This window comes from Paenibacillus sp. ATY16, from assembly GCF_003399985.2.
Taxonomy (GTDB): domain Bacteria; phylum Bacillota; class Bacilli; order Paenibacillales; family Paenibacillaceae; genus Pristimantibacillus; species Pristimantibacillus glycanilyticus.
In genome coordinates this window covers 59,242-73,677 of sequence record NZ_NMOK02000022.1, presented here as the reverse complement: position 1 = coordinate 73,677, position 14,436 = coordinate 59,242, and the positions used below count along the sequence as shown (strand labels likewise).

The window sequence follows — 14,436 nt, the reverse complement described above, 5'->3', positions numbered from 1 at the left end:
GAGGCTGGAGACGCATGTTCCATGGCATTAAAGAGAGCAGGGGCGATAAACTATTTCTCGCTTGCAATTACTTGTACGTTTTTCTCGCCTTTCTGATCGTTTTCTATCCGCTGGTGTATATGATCAGCGCATCCATCAGCGATCCGAAGGCCGTGGCTTCGGGAGAGATGTGGCTGTGGCCGAAAGGTATTACGTTAGAAGGCTACAAGATGGTGTTCAAGAACACCAATATATGGATTGGCTACGAAAATACGATCATCTATACGGTAGTTGGGACGGCGATCAACTTGTTCGTGACGCTGCCCGCAGCTTACGCGCTAAGCCGCAGAGATTTCGTCGGGAGAAACTTCTTCATGGGCATGTTTATGGTTACCATGTTCTTCAGCGGCGGTTTGATCCCAACTTATCTCCTCGTGAAGGAATTAGGCATGATGAATTCGATGTGGGCGATCGTTCTTCCGTCCGCCGCGTCCATCTGGAATATAATCGTATCCCGCACCTTTTTTCAAAGCTCCATTCCGAAGGAGCTGCAGGAAGCCGCGCAGATTGACGGCTGCTCGAATATGCGGCTGTTTTTCAGAATCATACTGCCGCTCTCGCTGCCGATCATCGCCGTAATGGCGTTGTTTTACGGGGTAGGCAACTGGAACAGTTATTTCTCGGCGCTCATTTATCTGAACGAGGCCGGAAAGTATCCGCTGCAGCTTGTCTTGCGTCAAATCCTGGTTCTTCAGGAGATGGGGGCGCAAGGAGGAGGCGCGATCGACATCTCTTCGGCAACGGCCATGAACAGCAAGGCGGAGATTGCGGCGCTCGTCAAATATGCCGTTATTATCGTCGCTACCATTCCGGTTATCGTGATCTATCCATTCTTGCAGCGTTATTTCGTTCAGGGTGTAATGATCGGTTCCGTTAAGGGCTGATCTTCCCATATCAATCAACTAATAAAAGGGAGTGTGTATTGCATGAACAGGATTTCCAGGGCATCATCCGTTATTCTCAGCGTTACCATGTTAGCCAGCATGCTGGCTGCCTGCAGTTCTTCGGGCGAGAACAACAATTCCGCTTCGCCATCCTCTTCTGCAAATTCTTCTTCACCCGAGGCTTCTACCGATAGCGGCGTAAAAAAAGACGGCTTTCCTATCGTAGACAAGCCGATCACTCTTAAGATGATGTCGCAGGACGTGGGCAAAGCAGACTGGAACACCATGCCGGCGTTAAAGGAAATGGAAAAGCTGACGAATATCAAGTTCACCTATCAATTGACGCCGCTGGACAGCTTCTCCACGAAGAAGAACCTCGTATTCGCGAGCGGAGACCTGCCGGATGTCCTCTACGCTCCGGATTTGACGCCGGCTGAGCAGGTGACGTACGGAACCCAAGGCGTGCTTATTCCGCTGGAGAAGTATATTGACGAAGGCTACGCGCCGAATCTCAAGAAAATTTTCGACGAGCATCCGGACATCCGCAAATCGTTTACGACGCCTGACGGACATATGTATGCTCTTCCGTACATCGATCTGTCGGCGATCTGGTACCGCAGTCCGATGTGGTACAACGGCAAGTTCCTCAAGGCGTTAAACGTAACGGAGCTGCCGAAGACGACGGAGGAGCTGTACAACTTCCTGAAGCGGGTGAGGGACGAGGATCCTAACGGAAACGGGAAGAAGGACGAAATTCCGCTCACTTCCGTGAAGCTGGACGATCTGCGCATGTTCTTCTTCGGATTCTGGGGCATGTATGACGAGACGATCTATGCCGATAAGGATGGCAAGGTTCACTATTCGCCGCAAGAGGAAGGCTACAAGGGTTACTTGACGTTCATGAACCGTTTGTGGAACGAGAACCTGCTGGATCACGAGACCTTCTCGCAAACCTCCGACCAGAAAAAAGCGAAAGGCCAGAATAACCAGATCGCCTTGTTTAACGACTATTTCCCTTACTTCACGCTTGGAGGCGAGCCTAGCGGGGATAATCCGCTTATGACGCCGGTCAGCAGCGAAATCGCGGGAACGCCGGTCTATGGCATGCATCCGGGCATCTCCGCGAACGGAACGTTTGCCATTACAAGCAAGGATCCTAATCCGGAGGCGACCATGCGCTGGGTTGACTATCAATACAGCTACGAAGGCGCAACGCTTATGAACCAAGGACCTGAAGGCATGCTCTGGAAGTACAAGAACAAGGATACGCACGAGAAGGAATGGGTCGAGCTTCCGAACGGCCAGGATCGCGAAGATTTCCGCGGCACGCTTACGCCAAACTTCGGGATCTTAACGCCGGGTATCAAAATTAACGAACTAACGAATGGTCTTACGACCGAATTCGATAATTGGATTCAAAAGGAAAGCGAAGAAAAGCTGAAGCCAATCGGCAAGGCTCCGTTCCCTAACGTCTATCTGACTAATGACGAGCAAAGCGAAATTACATCCTTGCTGTCCGATCTGGACACTTACGTTCAGCAGATGGAAGCGAAGTTCGTGACGGGACAAGAGCCGATGTCGGGCTGGGACAAGTATCTGGCGCAGGTTAAAAAAATGGGCGGAGACCGTATAGCGGAAGTATACCAAGGCGCGTACGACCGCTGGAAGTCGGGCAAGTAACGTGAATAAGCCAACGACCCCGGTCGTTGGCGGTTGATTCTATTGGACGTACGCGAACATTTTGCGGTATTGCCCCGGCGTGTAGCCGGTCTCCTTCTTGAATTTGCGGATGAAGTTAGGCGCGTCCACGTAGCCGACCCGGACAATGATGTCTTTGAGCGAATCGTCCGTCGTCTTCAGCTGGTGCATCACTTCTTCCAGCCTTTTCTGCCAGATGTATTGGACGAAGTTCACGCCCATCTTCTCCTTGAAGGAGCGGCTGACGTGGGACGGCGACAGGCTGAATTCGGAAGCGACCGTCTCGAGGCTAAGGGCATTGTCCGCAAAATGTTCTTCGATGTAAGCGATCATCCGGTCGGTAAGCGATTGTTCTTCCTTCTGATTGGCCTGCTCCACCTGCTCGCATAGCCGGGAAGCCAAATGAAGGAGATTGCGCTCCAGCTCGTCCAGCGATTGGCCCGAGATCATCTGCGGCGCAATTTCTTGAATCAGCCGCTGGTTCTCGAGTTCGGAGGCGGTCTTCAGAATGGTATTCAACAGATCGATGCCGATGCAGCGTATGAGCAGCGTGGATTGCTCGGACTGCCGCAGGCTCAGGATGGCCGACTGGATCATTTGCGAAGCTACTTCGAAGCTGCCTTGCTTTAAGCTCTGGGAGAGCTTTAACAATGTGTTATTCGGTATCCAGAAGGTTTGATCCGTCGCAACCGATTGTTTCTCGAAATAATTCACCGATCCGGAGCTCGACGATACTCGCAGGTCGTAGGCGGAACAGGCTTCGATATAGCTTTGATTCAGCCCCTCCGGCCCGGAATAGCTCGTGCCGACGCCAATGACCGGCTGAATCTGGCAAGATTCCGTCAAATGACTGCGCAAAGCTTCAACGATAAGCTGCTTGTGTTCGAATTCGCCGGCAGCTTCATCCGGATCGAAGCTGACCAGGACGCCGATCTGACCTAATTGGGAGAGCTCGACGCCGTACCCGTGGCTGTTCAGATTCGGGAACTCCATATGCGTTAACAGCTCCAGTATCTCCTGATGCTCCAATACGCCGTTTTTTTCGCTGCTAATCCAGCCAATCACCATGACGAAATGAAGCGAGCGGTCGAATCGGAGGTCCAGCGCCTCTCTTAACTCGGGCGTCAGAATCCGCGAGCTGCCGAACCGGAGCAGCATGGAGAGCAGATGATGGCGGGCGAACGGCTCTTGCAGATCAACCCGGGCACTGTATTCAAGCAGCGTTGTCCGAATCCGGTCCAATTCGTTGCGGGACTCGCCGGGACGGCTCAGAGGCTTGCAGCTCTTGGAGGCAGCGAACTCAACCAGCGTGGAAATCGGCTGGTATTGCATGCGGGCCAAGAGCAGCGCGATTGCCGCTCCGGCGGCCACAACAAAGATGAGCAGCATAATGATAAAGCTGCGAACATGCAGGACACTGCTGAAGAATTGCTCGCTTGGCATGATGGTCACGTAGGTCCAGCCGTTGACCGGCGATTGGACGGAGACGATCGAATGCTCCTTGCCGTTTAGAACATGCTTTTGAATACCCGGGGTCAAATGACCGAACAAAGAACGGGTGTCCGTATCCGATAACGTCTCGCCTTGGAGGTTGTCCACCAGAATTTGGCCTTGGTTATCGAGAATATACGACTGGCCCTGATAATTGCCCAGAATGGAATCGATGAGGCTCGTCAGCTCGGATTTCCGGATCAAATACATAACCGTTCCGTATGGATTCGGATTATTGGGTTTGATCGGAATCAGATAGGCGAGCATCGATTGTTTCCGGCCGGAAGAGTTGCTTGCCATATCGGCAGGCCGCATTGTCGGGAATTTGACGTCGTTTAAATCCTGGTATACCGCGTCTTTATTCCAATTCTGAAACAGAAGATTGCTCGTGAATACGTCGAAATGGTTCATCCCTTCACTGGAATAAATGCGGTCGTCCTTGTGGAAATACAAGTACAGCTCCCCGATGATCGAGCTTGTTGCTTTGTATTGGTCAAGAGCTTCAATCGCTTCTCCGCTATGAATCGGATCGTGCACGAGGTAAGAGGCAAGCCTGTGGTCGTACGAGATGCGGACCGCAATCTCGCTTAGTTCCTTCATTCGACCGTCGATGATCGTTTCGGCTTGCGTCAGCTGGTCGAGATGGGAGCGTTCGATTTCGGAACGAAGGCGGTGCGATGCGTTTTCATAAATAAAGATCGACGTAAAAATCAAAGGAATCAACAAGATGAATAAATAGGACCAAGTGTATTTCAGAAAAAGCTTGGACTTGAAATAGTTCCGGTTCAAATGGTACGCCCCCTGACAACGGTTATCTATCTCTTTTACAAATCTTAAATATCTGAAAATTAAATCTATTATACAACGTTAATCGGATTGAAAGAATGGTTTTTTAGGAGGAAATAGGATGAGTGAGAAGGAACAGGCAATTGCGGAATCGGAAGAAGCAGTCGAGCAAGGGGTACATAACTACAGCAGCGAGGAGAGCTGGGTGAAGCCGGAGGATCCCCTGCTGCTCGAGCGGCTCGAGTGGTTCAAGGATCAGAAGCTTGGCTTGATGATGCACTGGGGGCCTTACTCCCAGCTGGGCTTGGTTGAATCATGGGCTTTGAGCGACGAGGACGGGGATTGGTCCCGGGACGGTATCGACTGGGATATCGATTCGGAAGAGCTGAAGCGGCAATATTTTGCCTTGAACAAGACGTTTAATCCGCTTCGTTTCCAGCCCGAGCTGTGGGCCGAGCTTGCGGCGGAGAACGGCTTCAAATATTTGAACTTCACCACCAAGCATCATGACGGGTTCTGCATGTGGGATACGCGCACGACCGAATATCGCATTACGGGACAAGAATGTCCGTTCCATACCCATAAGCACGCGGATATCGTGAAGCACCTGTTCAACTCGTTTCGGGACAAGGGGCTTGGCATCTCCGCCTATTTCTCCAAAGCGGATTGGCATTCTCCCTATTATTGGACGCCGGGAATACGGCCGGATACGAAGACATCCAGAGGACCGAGTTACGATCCTACGGAATACCCGTGGCTGTGGGAGAAATTCGTTCAATTTACGCATGAGCAGATTATGGAGCTGATGACGAATTACGGCCGGATCGACGTGCTGTGGCTGGACGCCGGATGGGTGAACGATTACCGCAAACAAAATATCCGGCTGGGAGAAGTGGTTGAGAAGGCACGCGAAATTCAGCCTTGGCTGCTCTCGGCGGACCGGACCGTCGGAGGGCCATACGAGAATCTGATTACGCCGGAGCAGACGCTGCCGGAACGGGCGCTGCATGTGCCGTGGGAGAGCTGCATTACGATGGGGACTTCGTTTTCTTTCCGTTACGAGGACCGTTACAAATCGGTGCGTCAGCTTATCCAGCTGCTCATCGAAATTGTGGCAAAAGGCGGCAACCTGGCGCTTAACATCGGCCCTCAGCCGGATGGCAGATTGCCCGTGACGGCGATCGCCCGCATGAAAGGAATGGGAAAATGGCTGAACGTTTACGGTGAAGCGATCTATGGCACTCGGGTCTGCGAGCCGTATTCGGAGGGAAATACATGCTTTACTCAGAAAAACGACGCCGTCTATGCGTTTTACCTGTACAAGGACGCAAACGAGCAAGTACCGGAGGAGATTCTTATTCCTTGGAACGGAGAGGCCGGAAGCATCGATTTGGTCGGCGGAGAGGAGCGGGTTGCCTATCGCCGTACCGAAAGCGGGATTGCCATTCGTCTGCCGGAAACGGAGCGCTCCGCTAAGGAAGCGCCAATCGCGCATGTCTTCCGGATTCATGCATAACTATCGCTAGAAGGGATGATTCGGAATGCAGAGTTGGTTCGAAGACGCCAAGCTAGGCATATTCATTCATTACGGAATTTACGCGGTTGACGGCGTGGCGGAATCATGGTCCTTCTACAACGGGAACATGACCTATGAGCAATATATGAAACAGCTTGGCGGGTTTACGGCTTCAAGCTTCGATGCGGAAAGGTGGGCCGATCTGATCGAGAAGTCGGGTGCGAGGTATGCCGTTCTGACGACGAAGCATCACGACGGCGTAGCATTGTGGGACACGCAGCTTAGCGACCTGAATGTCGTGAAGAAGACGCCGGCAGGCCGGGATTTGGTCAAGCCATTCGCGGACGCGATGGCGAAGCGGAATATTCGGCTTGGTCTGTACTACTCGCTGATCGATTGGTCGCATCCGGATTATCCAAGCGTCTATCAGGACGGCAGGATTCCCGAGGATCTGAGCCAAGTCAACCGTTTTTCCAGTCCGGCAGACGGTATCGAGGACGGGGACAAATGGCAGCGTTTCCTACGATTCAATGACGGCCAACTTCGGGAGCTGCTGACGAATTACGGCCGGGTAGATCTGCTGTGGTTCGATGGGGATTGGGAACGAAGCGCCGATCAATGGAATTTGCCGGCGTTCAAGCAGTATCTGAAGTCGTTTAATCCCGATGTGATCGTCAACTCGCGGCTGCAGGGACATGGCGATTACAAAACGCCGGAGCAAGGACTTCCCATTACGAGACCGGAAGGGCCTTGGGAATTTTGCACGACAATTAACGGCTCATGGGGTTATGTGCCAACCGACAACCGTTATAAATCGCTTGGCATGATTATCCGGATGTTCTGCGACTGCATTTCCATGGGCGGAAACATGCTGCTGGACATCGGGCCGCGGGAGGACGGTACGATCGACAAACGTCAGGAAGATATTTTGCTTGGCCTCGGCGAATGGATCCGTCAGCATGCGGAGGCGGTTTACGGAACGAGGGAAGGCATCATGACGCGTTATTATTTGGGCGGAAGCACGTTGACCTCCGATAAGAAGACACTCTACCTGTTCGTCTATGACGATCCGAAGGAACATGTATGCCTGAAAGGGTTATGCAATCCGATTAAGCGGATTACCGTGCTGCATTCGGGAAAAGAACTGTCGCATCACATTCATGGAGGCGTTCCTTGGTTCGATATTCCGGGAACGACCTGGATCGGTCTAACGGCGGAAGACACGCATGAGCACGTAACGGTGCTGAAGCTGGAATTCGACGAGGAAGTAAAATTTTACGGAGGCGCGGGAGCCGTAGTGACCCATAACTAGCCAGAACAATGCGATCGGGGGACAGGACATGATGCTTAGCGGAGTGCCGGAGCCGGTGATCGATTACGGGCCAAGGCATTATATTTGCCGGCGTGCCACAGGGCCGCTCGCGCTTGACGGATGCTTAAACAAGCCATTCTGGGAAGCGGCGGACTGGACCGAGGATTTTACGGATATCGAAGGGGATGTTCGACCGAAGCCGGCGAAGCGGACTCGCGTCAAAATGCTGTGGGACGACGAATATTTGTATGTCGGAGCGGAGCTGCTTGAGGATCAGATCTGGGCAACGCTTACCGAGCGTGACTCGGTTATTTTTTACGATAACGATTTTGAAATCTTTATCGACCCGGACGGGGACACGCATGGTTATTACGAGATCGAGATCAATGCGTTGAATACGGTATGGGATCTGCTTCTCGTCAAGCCGTACCGCGACGGCGGACCGCCGGTGAACGGCTGGGATATAGCCGGACTCCGGAGCGCCGTTTATATCGAAGGCGAGCTGAACAATCCAGCGGCGGAGAACCGCATGTGGAGCGTCGAAATCGCTATTCCTTGGGCCAGCTTGCGGGAGTGCGCGGCGGAGAGTAGGCCGCCGCTTACCGGGGAGTTCTGGCGCATTAACTTTTCCAGGGTGGAATGGCAGGCGGAGCCGGCGGAAGGCGGCTACCGCAAGGTGATCAATCCGAAGATCGGCAAGCCCTATCCGGAGGACAACTGGGTGTGGTCGCCGATGGGCATAGTGAACATGCATTACCCGGAGTTGTGGGGCTATGTCGTGTTTTCCGGCGAAGACGGTCCGCATGCTTTTGCGATGCCGGAGGACGAGCGCATCAAGTGGGAGCTGCGGAAGCTGTATTACCGCCAGCGCAACCATTATGCGGCTGAAGGCAGGTATGAAGCGGATGCGAAGCGATTGATGGAAGGCGATGGGTGGTCCATCGAAGCAACCGTCGAGACGACGCGCAGCCTGTTTCAAATCTCGGCCTTGTCGGAGGATGGAATGTCGCTGTGGTGCATTCGCGAGGACGGGAAGCTGTGGAAGGAGAGAGTGGGACCATGACGACTTGGACTTCGCCGTTTTCGCTGAATCGGGCGGAGCGGGATCTGATCGAGAGCAAATTCAATAGAAAACGCCAGCTGGCGCAGGCCAGGGAACACGAGCTATTCGATGTATTTCGGGAGGAACTGACGGAGGAAGAGAGCTGGGCGCTCAAATATTTGTTTGCCTATATGCCGGTGAACGATCTCGCGGATTATGACGGCGCTTTGTTCTTGAGCCATGTGCGCAGGACGCTGGCGATCCGCCGGCTTGTCCCTTGGGGCGATCGGGTGCCTGACTCCCTGTTCTTGCATTATGTTCTCCCCTACCGGGTCAATACGGAAAATATCGAGGATCACCGCGGCATTTTGTTCAACGAGCTAGCCTATCGCATAAAGTCGCTGACGATGGAAGAGGCCATTCTGGAGACGAATTATTGGTGTCACGAGAAGGCTGCCTATACCGGCAGCGATTTGAGAACGATGTCGCCCCTTACGATGATCAAGAGCGCAAGGGGCCGCTGCGGCGAGGAGTCGACGCTGGCGGTTGCGGCGCTGCGCAGCATCGGCATTCCCGCCCGCCAGGTTTATACGCCCAGGTGGGCGCATTGCGACGATAATCATGCCTGGGTAGAGGCTTGGGCCGACGGAGAATGGCATTACCTCGGCGCCTGCGAGCCGGAAGCGCGGCTCGACCAAGGGTGGTTCGGCCCGCCGGCCCGACGGGCGATGCTTCTGAATACGCGCATCCTGGCCGACTATCCGGGTCCGGAGGATATTACGGTAGCAAGCGATTGGTTTACGGAGATTAATTTGCTCGAAAACTACGCCCCAACGCGTACCGTTAATCTATCGGTTAAAGACAGTGCCGGAAATCCTGTCCCGGGCGCCGAAGTGCGCTTCGAGCTGTACAACATGGCTGAATTTTATCCGATCGCGACGCTCTTGGCGGACGAACGGGGAGAAGTCAGCTTTAAGACGGGGTATGGCGATCTGCTGGTCCGCGGTGCTTGGAACGGCCGATGGGGCGAGGTTAAGCTGGCTGCTTATGGGCATTACCTCCATGAGTTGGTTTTGGATCGAACGGGGCAGCCGGAAGGCATCTTTGATCTGGATATGTTTCCTCCGCCGGAAGGCGAAGGCGAACCTGCAGAACCCTTGTCCGGCGAGCGGGAGAGCGAGCATGCTCGCCGGCTTGAAGAAGGGGCGAAGCTTCGCGCCGTCTATGAGAGCACGTTCGCAAGCAAGCAGGATGCCGAGGCATTGGCTGCTTCGCTTGGGCTTCCGGGAGAACGGGTGTGGAATGTTCTGAGCCGCTCGCGCGGGAACTTCCGCGAAATCGCGTCTTTCCTGCGGGAGCGGACGGCCGAATACGGGCAGTGGCCGCTGCGGCTTTTGGAGAGCCTCCGCGAGAAAGATTTGATCGATACGAGAAAGGACACGCTGGACGATCATCTGATCGGCTCGCTTGCCGCTTGCGGAAGCCTGCCGGACGGGGATTTCGTTTCTTACGTGCTTTGTCCGCGCGTGCTGAACGAGCTGATCGTGCCGTACCGGCAGTTTTTCCAAGCGGCTTTTACGGAGCCGGAGCGGGAAGCCTTTCGGTTGGACCCAACTGCGCTAATGCGCTGGCTGAGCGAAAGGCATGGCGAATGGGAGGACCTTCCGAATCTGAAGGGGAAAGGCAATCCGGTCGGCACGTTTAAGCTGCAATGGGGAGACCTGGATTCGCTGAACATTCTCTTCGTAGCCGTCTGCCGAAGTTTAGGCATACCGGCGCGGCTGCATCCGCATGAGCTAACCTCGCAGTACATGGCTGACGGCGAATGGCGGGACGCGATGCAGGGCGCCAATGCGTTTCAGTCTCCTATCGGGAGCAAGGGCAGCATTCGTCTGCAACGCGATCCCGAAGCATCGGATGATGCGCCAGAGCCGTCGTATGCCGAGAATTTCTCGGTGGCACGTCTTGAGGAGAACGGATTCTACAAAACGTTAGTCTATCCGGACAAATTTGGCGATGTGTACGGCAAGCTGCTTGAGGCAGAGCCGGGTTCGTACCGGCTTACGACGGGCATGCGACTTCGGGACGGCACGGTATTGGCGCGGTTTACCTATTTCCGCGTACGCGCAGGCGAGAATACGGATGTATGGCTCACCTATCGCAAGGCCACCCGCTATCTTCCCGTGCTTGGCGTTATGGACCGGGCGAGACCGCTCGAAGGGCTGGACGGCTCGGAGCTGACAATAGGCGAACAGATCATGGAGGATGGCGCGATTGTTGCTTGGATCGAGCCGGAGCGCGAGCCAACGAAGCATTTGCTTCGCGAGTTGGGGGAGCTAGCCGTTTCCTTGAACCAACTCGGAGGAGTGATCCTGCTCATTATCGGCGATGCGGAATGGAGCTCGTCGTTTGATCCTTCGAAATACGAGCAATTGCCGGCAGAGGTACGATTCGCGAGAGATCGATCACAGGTCTCCCTGCCGCAGGCGGCGGTCAGCGAGGCGGGCTACCCGCATCTGTTTGTGCTGGATGGCAAGGACCGCATCCGTTATGCCGCGTCGGGCTATAAGATCGGAATGGGGAAAGAGGCATGGCAAGCGCTGGTTGCCGTAAGGCAGACCAACGAATCATCGCAAGCGAAAGGGAGCGAATCTTAAATGACAAAGCAGAACTACGTGGTCGCCGGCTATGCGAGCGATAACCATCTTGCCGAGCTGACCGGGGAAGACTTGGCGAAGCTTACGCATCTGAATGTCGCGTTTGGCCATGTCAAGAGCGATGCTATTTCAACCGATCATTTACGCCATCTGGACGAGCTCGCGCGGATTAAGAAGGAACGTCCGCAGTTGAATATCCTGCTCTCCGTCGGAGGATGGAGCGCCGGAGGCTTCTCGGAAGCGGCGTCGACGGAAGAAGGAAGAAACCGCATGGCGGAATCGGCGGTTCGCGCGGTGATCGAGCATCCTTTCGACGGGATTGACCTGGATTGGGAGTATCCTTGCTACGGGGAAGCCGGAATCGGGGCCAGCCCGGAGGATCGCACGAATTTTACGCTGCTGCTCGCTGCCATCCGGGAAGCGCTGGATAAGCTAGGAGAGCTGGAGGGCAGGCATTATCTGCTTACGATCGCGGCGGGAGCCGATCAGTATTACATTGACGGAACCGAGATGGATCAGGCACAGAAATATCTGGATCTGATTCAGCTTATGACCTACGATATGCGCGGCGGGTTCCAGGTGCTGACCGGTCATCATACCAACCTTTATACACCGACGGGAGACTTGTTCCGGATCAGTACGGATGCCTCCGTCAATTTGTTTGTTCGTGCCGGGGTGCCGAAGGAGAAGATTGTGATTGGTGCTGCCTTCTATTCCCGGATGTGGAATCAGGTTCCAGACCGGAATCGCGGGCTTCACCAGATGGCCGGCAGCGTTGGCGGGTACGGGCCGGACTTCACGGCTTTAACTGCAGAATACATTGGCAAAAACGGCTTTGTTCGTTATTGGGACGAGGAAGCTCGCGCGCCTTATCTGTTTAACGGTTCAAGCTTTATCTCTTACGACGATGAGGAATCGATCAGGCACAAGTGCGATTTCGTGAAAGCTAGCGGATTAGGCGGTCTGATGTTCTGGGAATTCGGCTGCGACCGGACCCGCCGGCTGCTGAATGCCATACAAGACGGATTTCGGGGAGATGGGGAGACTTTATGAAGGTTGGACTAAGTACATACAGTCTGCTCCCCGCGCTTAAGGCGGGGGACATGTCGGTGCTTGACGTTGTGGAGTGGATTGCCGGGAACGGCGGCGAGCATATGGAAATCGTTCCTTACGGCTTTACGCTTGTCGATCAGCCGGAGCTTGCGGACGCCGTGCGGGAGAAGGCGAAGGAAACGGGAGTCGAGCTGTCCAACTATTCGATGCCGGCCAACTTCGTGCAAGACGGCGAAGACGCGTTCCAGGCCGAAGTCGCGCGGGTTAAAGATCATGTCGATCTGGTAAATAGGCTCGGCATGAAGCACATGCGTCATGACGTGACGGCGTTTACGCTTCCGCCCGAGAGCATGACGATTCAATGGTTCGAGGAGAATTTGCACCACATGGTGAGGGGAAGCCGGCTGATCGCCGATTACGCCGCGGCGTACGGCATTACGACAACCATCGAGAACCACGGCTTCAGCGTGCAGGCAAGCGACCGCGTGCAACGCGTCCTGCATGAGGTGAACCGTCCGAACTTCAAGACGACGCTCGACGTTGGCAACTTCCTGTGCGTCGACGAGAATCCGCTCGTTGGCGTGAGCCGCAACTTGCCATATGCATCGCTGATCCATATTAAAGACTTTTATATTCGTCCTAGCGACGAGTCTCCGGGGGGCGGCGATTGGTTCAAGTCTGCCCATGGCACGTATTTGCGCGGCGCGATTGCCGGCCATGGCGATCTCGACCTCCGTCGAATCTTCCGTCTGATCAAGCAATCCGGCTACGATGGCTATCTGACTGTTGAATTCGAAGGGATGGAGGAGTGCCGCATGGCCTCCAGCATTGCCATGGATAACGTAAAGCGGTTATGGCAGGAAATCTGAGAAAAACCACTATTGCGGTAATGAAAAATCGGTCTCCCACGGAGACCGATTTTTCATTGTTGCTCGTATTCCGCTTTTACCCTCTGCATCTGAGCAATATGCCGCTTGGCGTGAAGAGCCAAGAAATAGATGTACTGGTACACATCGATTTTGCCTAGGTTATTTACGCTCATCATCGTTTTATGCAAGATTCCTTCGCCATTGCTTAATTGTTGCAGAATGTCCAGGCATTCACCAACCTGACTTTCTAGCAATTTGCGAACCTGATCAAGCGGCATTTCTCCCCTTGGCTCCATATGCTCCGGCCTGATCCACTTAAAAGATTTGTGTTCCGCGATCTGATCCAGCTCTCCAAGATTATCTTGATAATGATTCAGCGAATCTTCCAAATTCGATTTGGCTGCGAGCATAAGGGCTTTGTTTTTTCCTTTTCGAATGAGGATCAGCAGAAAATGGTTCGTAAGAGAGACATGCTCCAAAATCTGAGCGATGCTCCATCCTTCGCGAGGCTGGTACATTTGCAAAGCTTCCGGAGCAGCAAACCAATACTCGTAATCATCTAATATCTGATTTAACTCCCTCTTAATCCGCTCCATCGTGTTTTGAATGGACATAAGACTCACCAGCCTTGATTAATCAGTTTCCGTACAGATACTGCATGATCTCTTTTTCTTTTAGCTTGATTTTATACTCCTTGGCCAGGAATCTGCCTATCGATTGACCCTTATTGTACAAGTTGGCATTGAGTTTGTAGGTTGTCAAATCTTTAAAGTGGATAAGGTAGTAATCTTCCGTCGGACCTTTTGTGAGATTGATATAGATGTAACCCAGTTTCTTTTTGGTAACGGCTTCTATTAACTTAATGTCCTTGATGACAAAGCGTTTCTTGAAAAAGAATAGCGTGGATTTCGTAAGTACCCCATCATGGAGCTCGCAGCTTTCGCTAAGATAGAAGCCCAGGAATAGAGATACGGCAGCAGCGAGCCTGTATAAGCCGTTGAAATAATTCCATCCAAGAAGGAGTAATAGGAAAACAACTCCGAGTAAAAAAAGGACATGCCCCCTGGATATTCTGAATGTCATGATTAC

Annotated in this window: 11 protein-coding genes; 8 read left to right on the top strand and 3 right to left on the bottom strand. The window is 53.5% G+C overall.

From position 1 onward, the window contains the following. Nucleotides 1-14: 14 nt before the first annotated feature. On the top strand, nt 15-923 hold the full coding sequence (locus tag CFI03_RS12090) for a carbohydrate ABC transporter permease (protein ID WP_116393804.1): 909 nt from the start codon (nt 15-17) through the stop codon (nt 921-923). Between the two features lie 42 nt (nt 924-965). After that, on the top strand, nt 966-2,603 hold the full coding sequence (locus CFI03_RS12085) for a type 2 periplasmic-binding domain-containing protein (RefSeq protein WP_116393803.1): 1,638 nt from the start codon (nt 966-968) through the stop codon (nt 2,601-2,603). A gap of 39 nt (nt 2,604-2,642) precedes the next feature. Here the strand turns inward: CFI03_RS12085 and CFI03_RS12080 are convergent, their stop codons facing one another. Further along, entirely contained in the window at nt 2,643-4,901 is a 2,259-nt protein-coding gene (locus tag CFI03_RS12080) for a helix-turn-helix domain-containing protein (RefSeq protein ID WP_116393802.1), read from the bottom strand. A gap of 118 nt (nt 4,902-5,019) precedes the next feature. On the opposite strand from CFI03_RS12080, the gene CFI03_RS12075 reads away from it, so the two are divergent. From CFI03_RS12075 to CFI03_RS12050, 6 genes are read left to right on the top strand one after another with little or no spacing between them, the layout of a single operon-like run. After that, the gene (locus CFI03_RS12075) at nt 5,020-6,414 is read left to right on the top strand and encodes an alpha-L-fucosidase (RefSeq protein ID WP_116393801.1); all 1,395 of its coding nucleotides are present in this window, start codon (nt 5,020-5,022) and stop codon (nt 6,412-6,414) included. A 25-nt stretch (nt 6,415-6,439) separates the two neighbouring features. Further along, entirely contained in the window at nt 6,440-7,726 is a 1,287-nt protein-coding gene (locus CFI03_RS12070) for an alpha-L-fucosidase (RefSeq protein ID WP_116393800.1), read from the top strand. Between the two features lie 28 nt (nt 7,727-7,754). Continuing rightward, nucleotides 7,755-8,789, top strand: coding sequence for a carbohydrate-binding family 9-like protein (locus CFI03_RS12065; protein ID WP_116393799.1), 1,035 nt, complete (start codon nt 7,755-7,757; stop codon nt 8,787-8,789). Then, nucleotides 8,786-11,425: a transglutaminase domain-containing protein gene (locus tag CFI03_RS12060; protein WP_116393798.1), complete on the top strand. Its 2,640-nt coding sequence runs from the start codon at nt 8,786-8,788 to the stop codon at nt 11,423-11,425. The genes CFI03_RS12065 and CFI03_RS12060 overlap by 4 nt, the downstream gene beginning before the upstream one ends. Further along, nucleotides 11,426-12,478 (top strand): glycoside hydrolase family 18 protein, encoded by a 1,053-nt coding sequence (locus CFI03_RS12055; RefSeq protein WP_116393797.1) that lies wholly within the window; start codon nt 11,426-11,428, stop codon nt 12,476-12,478. Continuing rightward, entirely contained in the window at nt 12,475-13,347 is an 873-nt protein-coding gene (locus tag CFI03_RS12050; RefSeq protein WP_116393796.1) for a sugar phosphate isomerase/epimerase family protein, read from the top strand. The genes CFI03_RS12055 and CFI03_RS12050 overlap by 4 nt, the downstream gene beginning before the upstream one ends. Before the next feature lie 53 nt (nt 13,348-13,400). On the opposite strand, the gene CFI03_RS12045 is transcribed toward CFI03_RS12050, so the two are convergent. After that, nucleotides 13,401-13,961 (bottom strand): DinB family protein, encoded by a 561-nt coding sequence (locus CFI03_RS12045; protein ID WP_116393795.1) that lies wholly within the window; start codon nt 13,959-13,961, stop codon nt 13,401-13,403. Nucleotides 13,962-13,983: 22 nt separating this feature from the next. Continuing rightward, on the bottom strand, nt 13,984-14,430 hold the full coding sequence (locus CFI03_RS12040; protein ID WP_116393794.1) for a hypothetical protein: 447 nt from the start codon (nt 14,428-14,430) through the stop codon (nt 13,984-13,986). Nucleotides 14,431-14,436: the final 6 nt, after the last annotated feature.

What these genes read in the sequence shown, in the direction of transcription:
- CFI03_RS12090 (WP_116393804.1), top strand. Translation starts at nt 15, where the DNA reads ATGTTCCATGGCATTAAAGAGAGCAGGGGCGATAAACTATTTCTCGCT.
- CFI03_RS12060 (WP_116393798.1), top strand. Translation starts at nt 8,786, where the DNA reads ATGACGACTTGGACTTCGCCGTTTTCGCTGAATCGGGCGGAGCGGGAT.
- CFI03_RS12055 (WP_116393797.1), top strand. Translation starts at nt 11,426, where the DNA reads ATGACAAAGCAGAACTACGTGGTCGCCGGCTATGCGAGCGATAACCAT.
- CFI03_RS12045 (WP_116393795.1), bottom strand. Translation starts at nt 13,961, where the DNA reads ATGTCCATTCAAAACACGATGGAGCGGATTAAGAGGGAGTTAAATCAG.
- CFI03_RS12070 (WP_116393800.1), top strand. Translation starts at nt 6,440, where the DNA reads ATGCAGAGTTGGTTCGAAGACGCCAAGCTAGGCATATTCATTCATTAC.
- CFI03_RS12065 (WP_116393799.1), top strand. Translation starts at nt 7,755, where the DNA reads ATGATGCTTAGCGGAGTGCCGGAGCCGGTGATCGATTACGGGCCAAGG.
- CFI03_RS12050 (WP_116393796.1), top strand. Translation starts at nt 12,475, where the DNA reads ATGAAGGTTGGACTAAGTACATACAGTCTGCTCCCCGCGCTTAAGGCG.
- CFI03_RS12040 (WP_116393794.1), bottom strand. Translation starts at nt 14,430, where the DNA reads ATGACATTCAGAATATCCAGGGGGCATGTCCTTTTTTTACTCGGAGTT.
- CFI03_RS12085 (WP_116393803.1), top strand. Translation starts at nt 966, where the DNA reads ATGAACAGGATTTCCAGGGCATCATCCGTTATTCTCAGCGTTACCATG.
- CFI03_RS12075 (WP_116393801.1), top strand. Translation starts at nt 5,020, where the DNA reads ATGAGTGAGAAGGAACAGGCAATTGCGGAATCGGAAGAAGCAGTCGAG.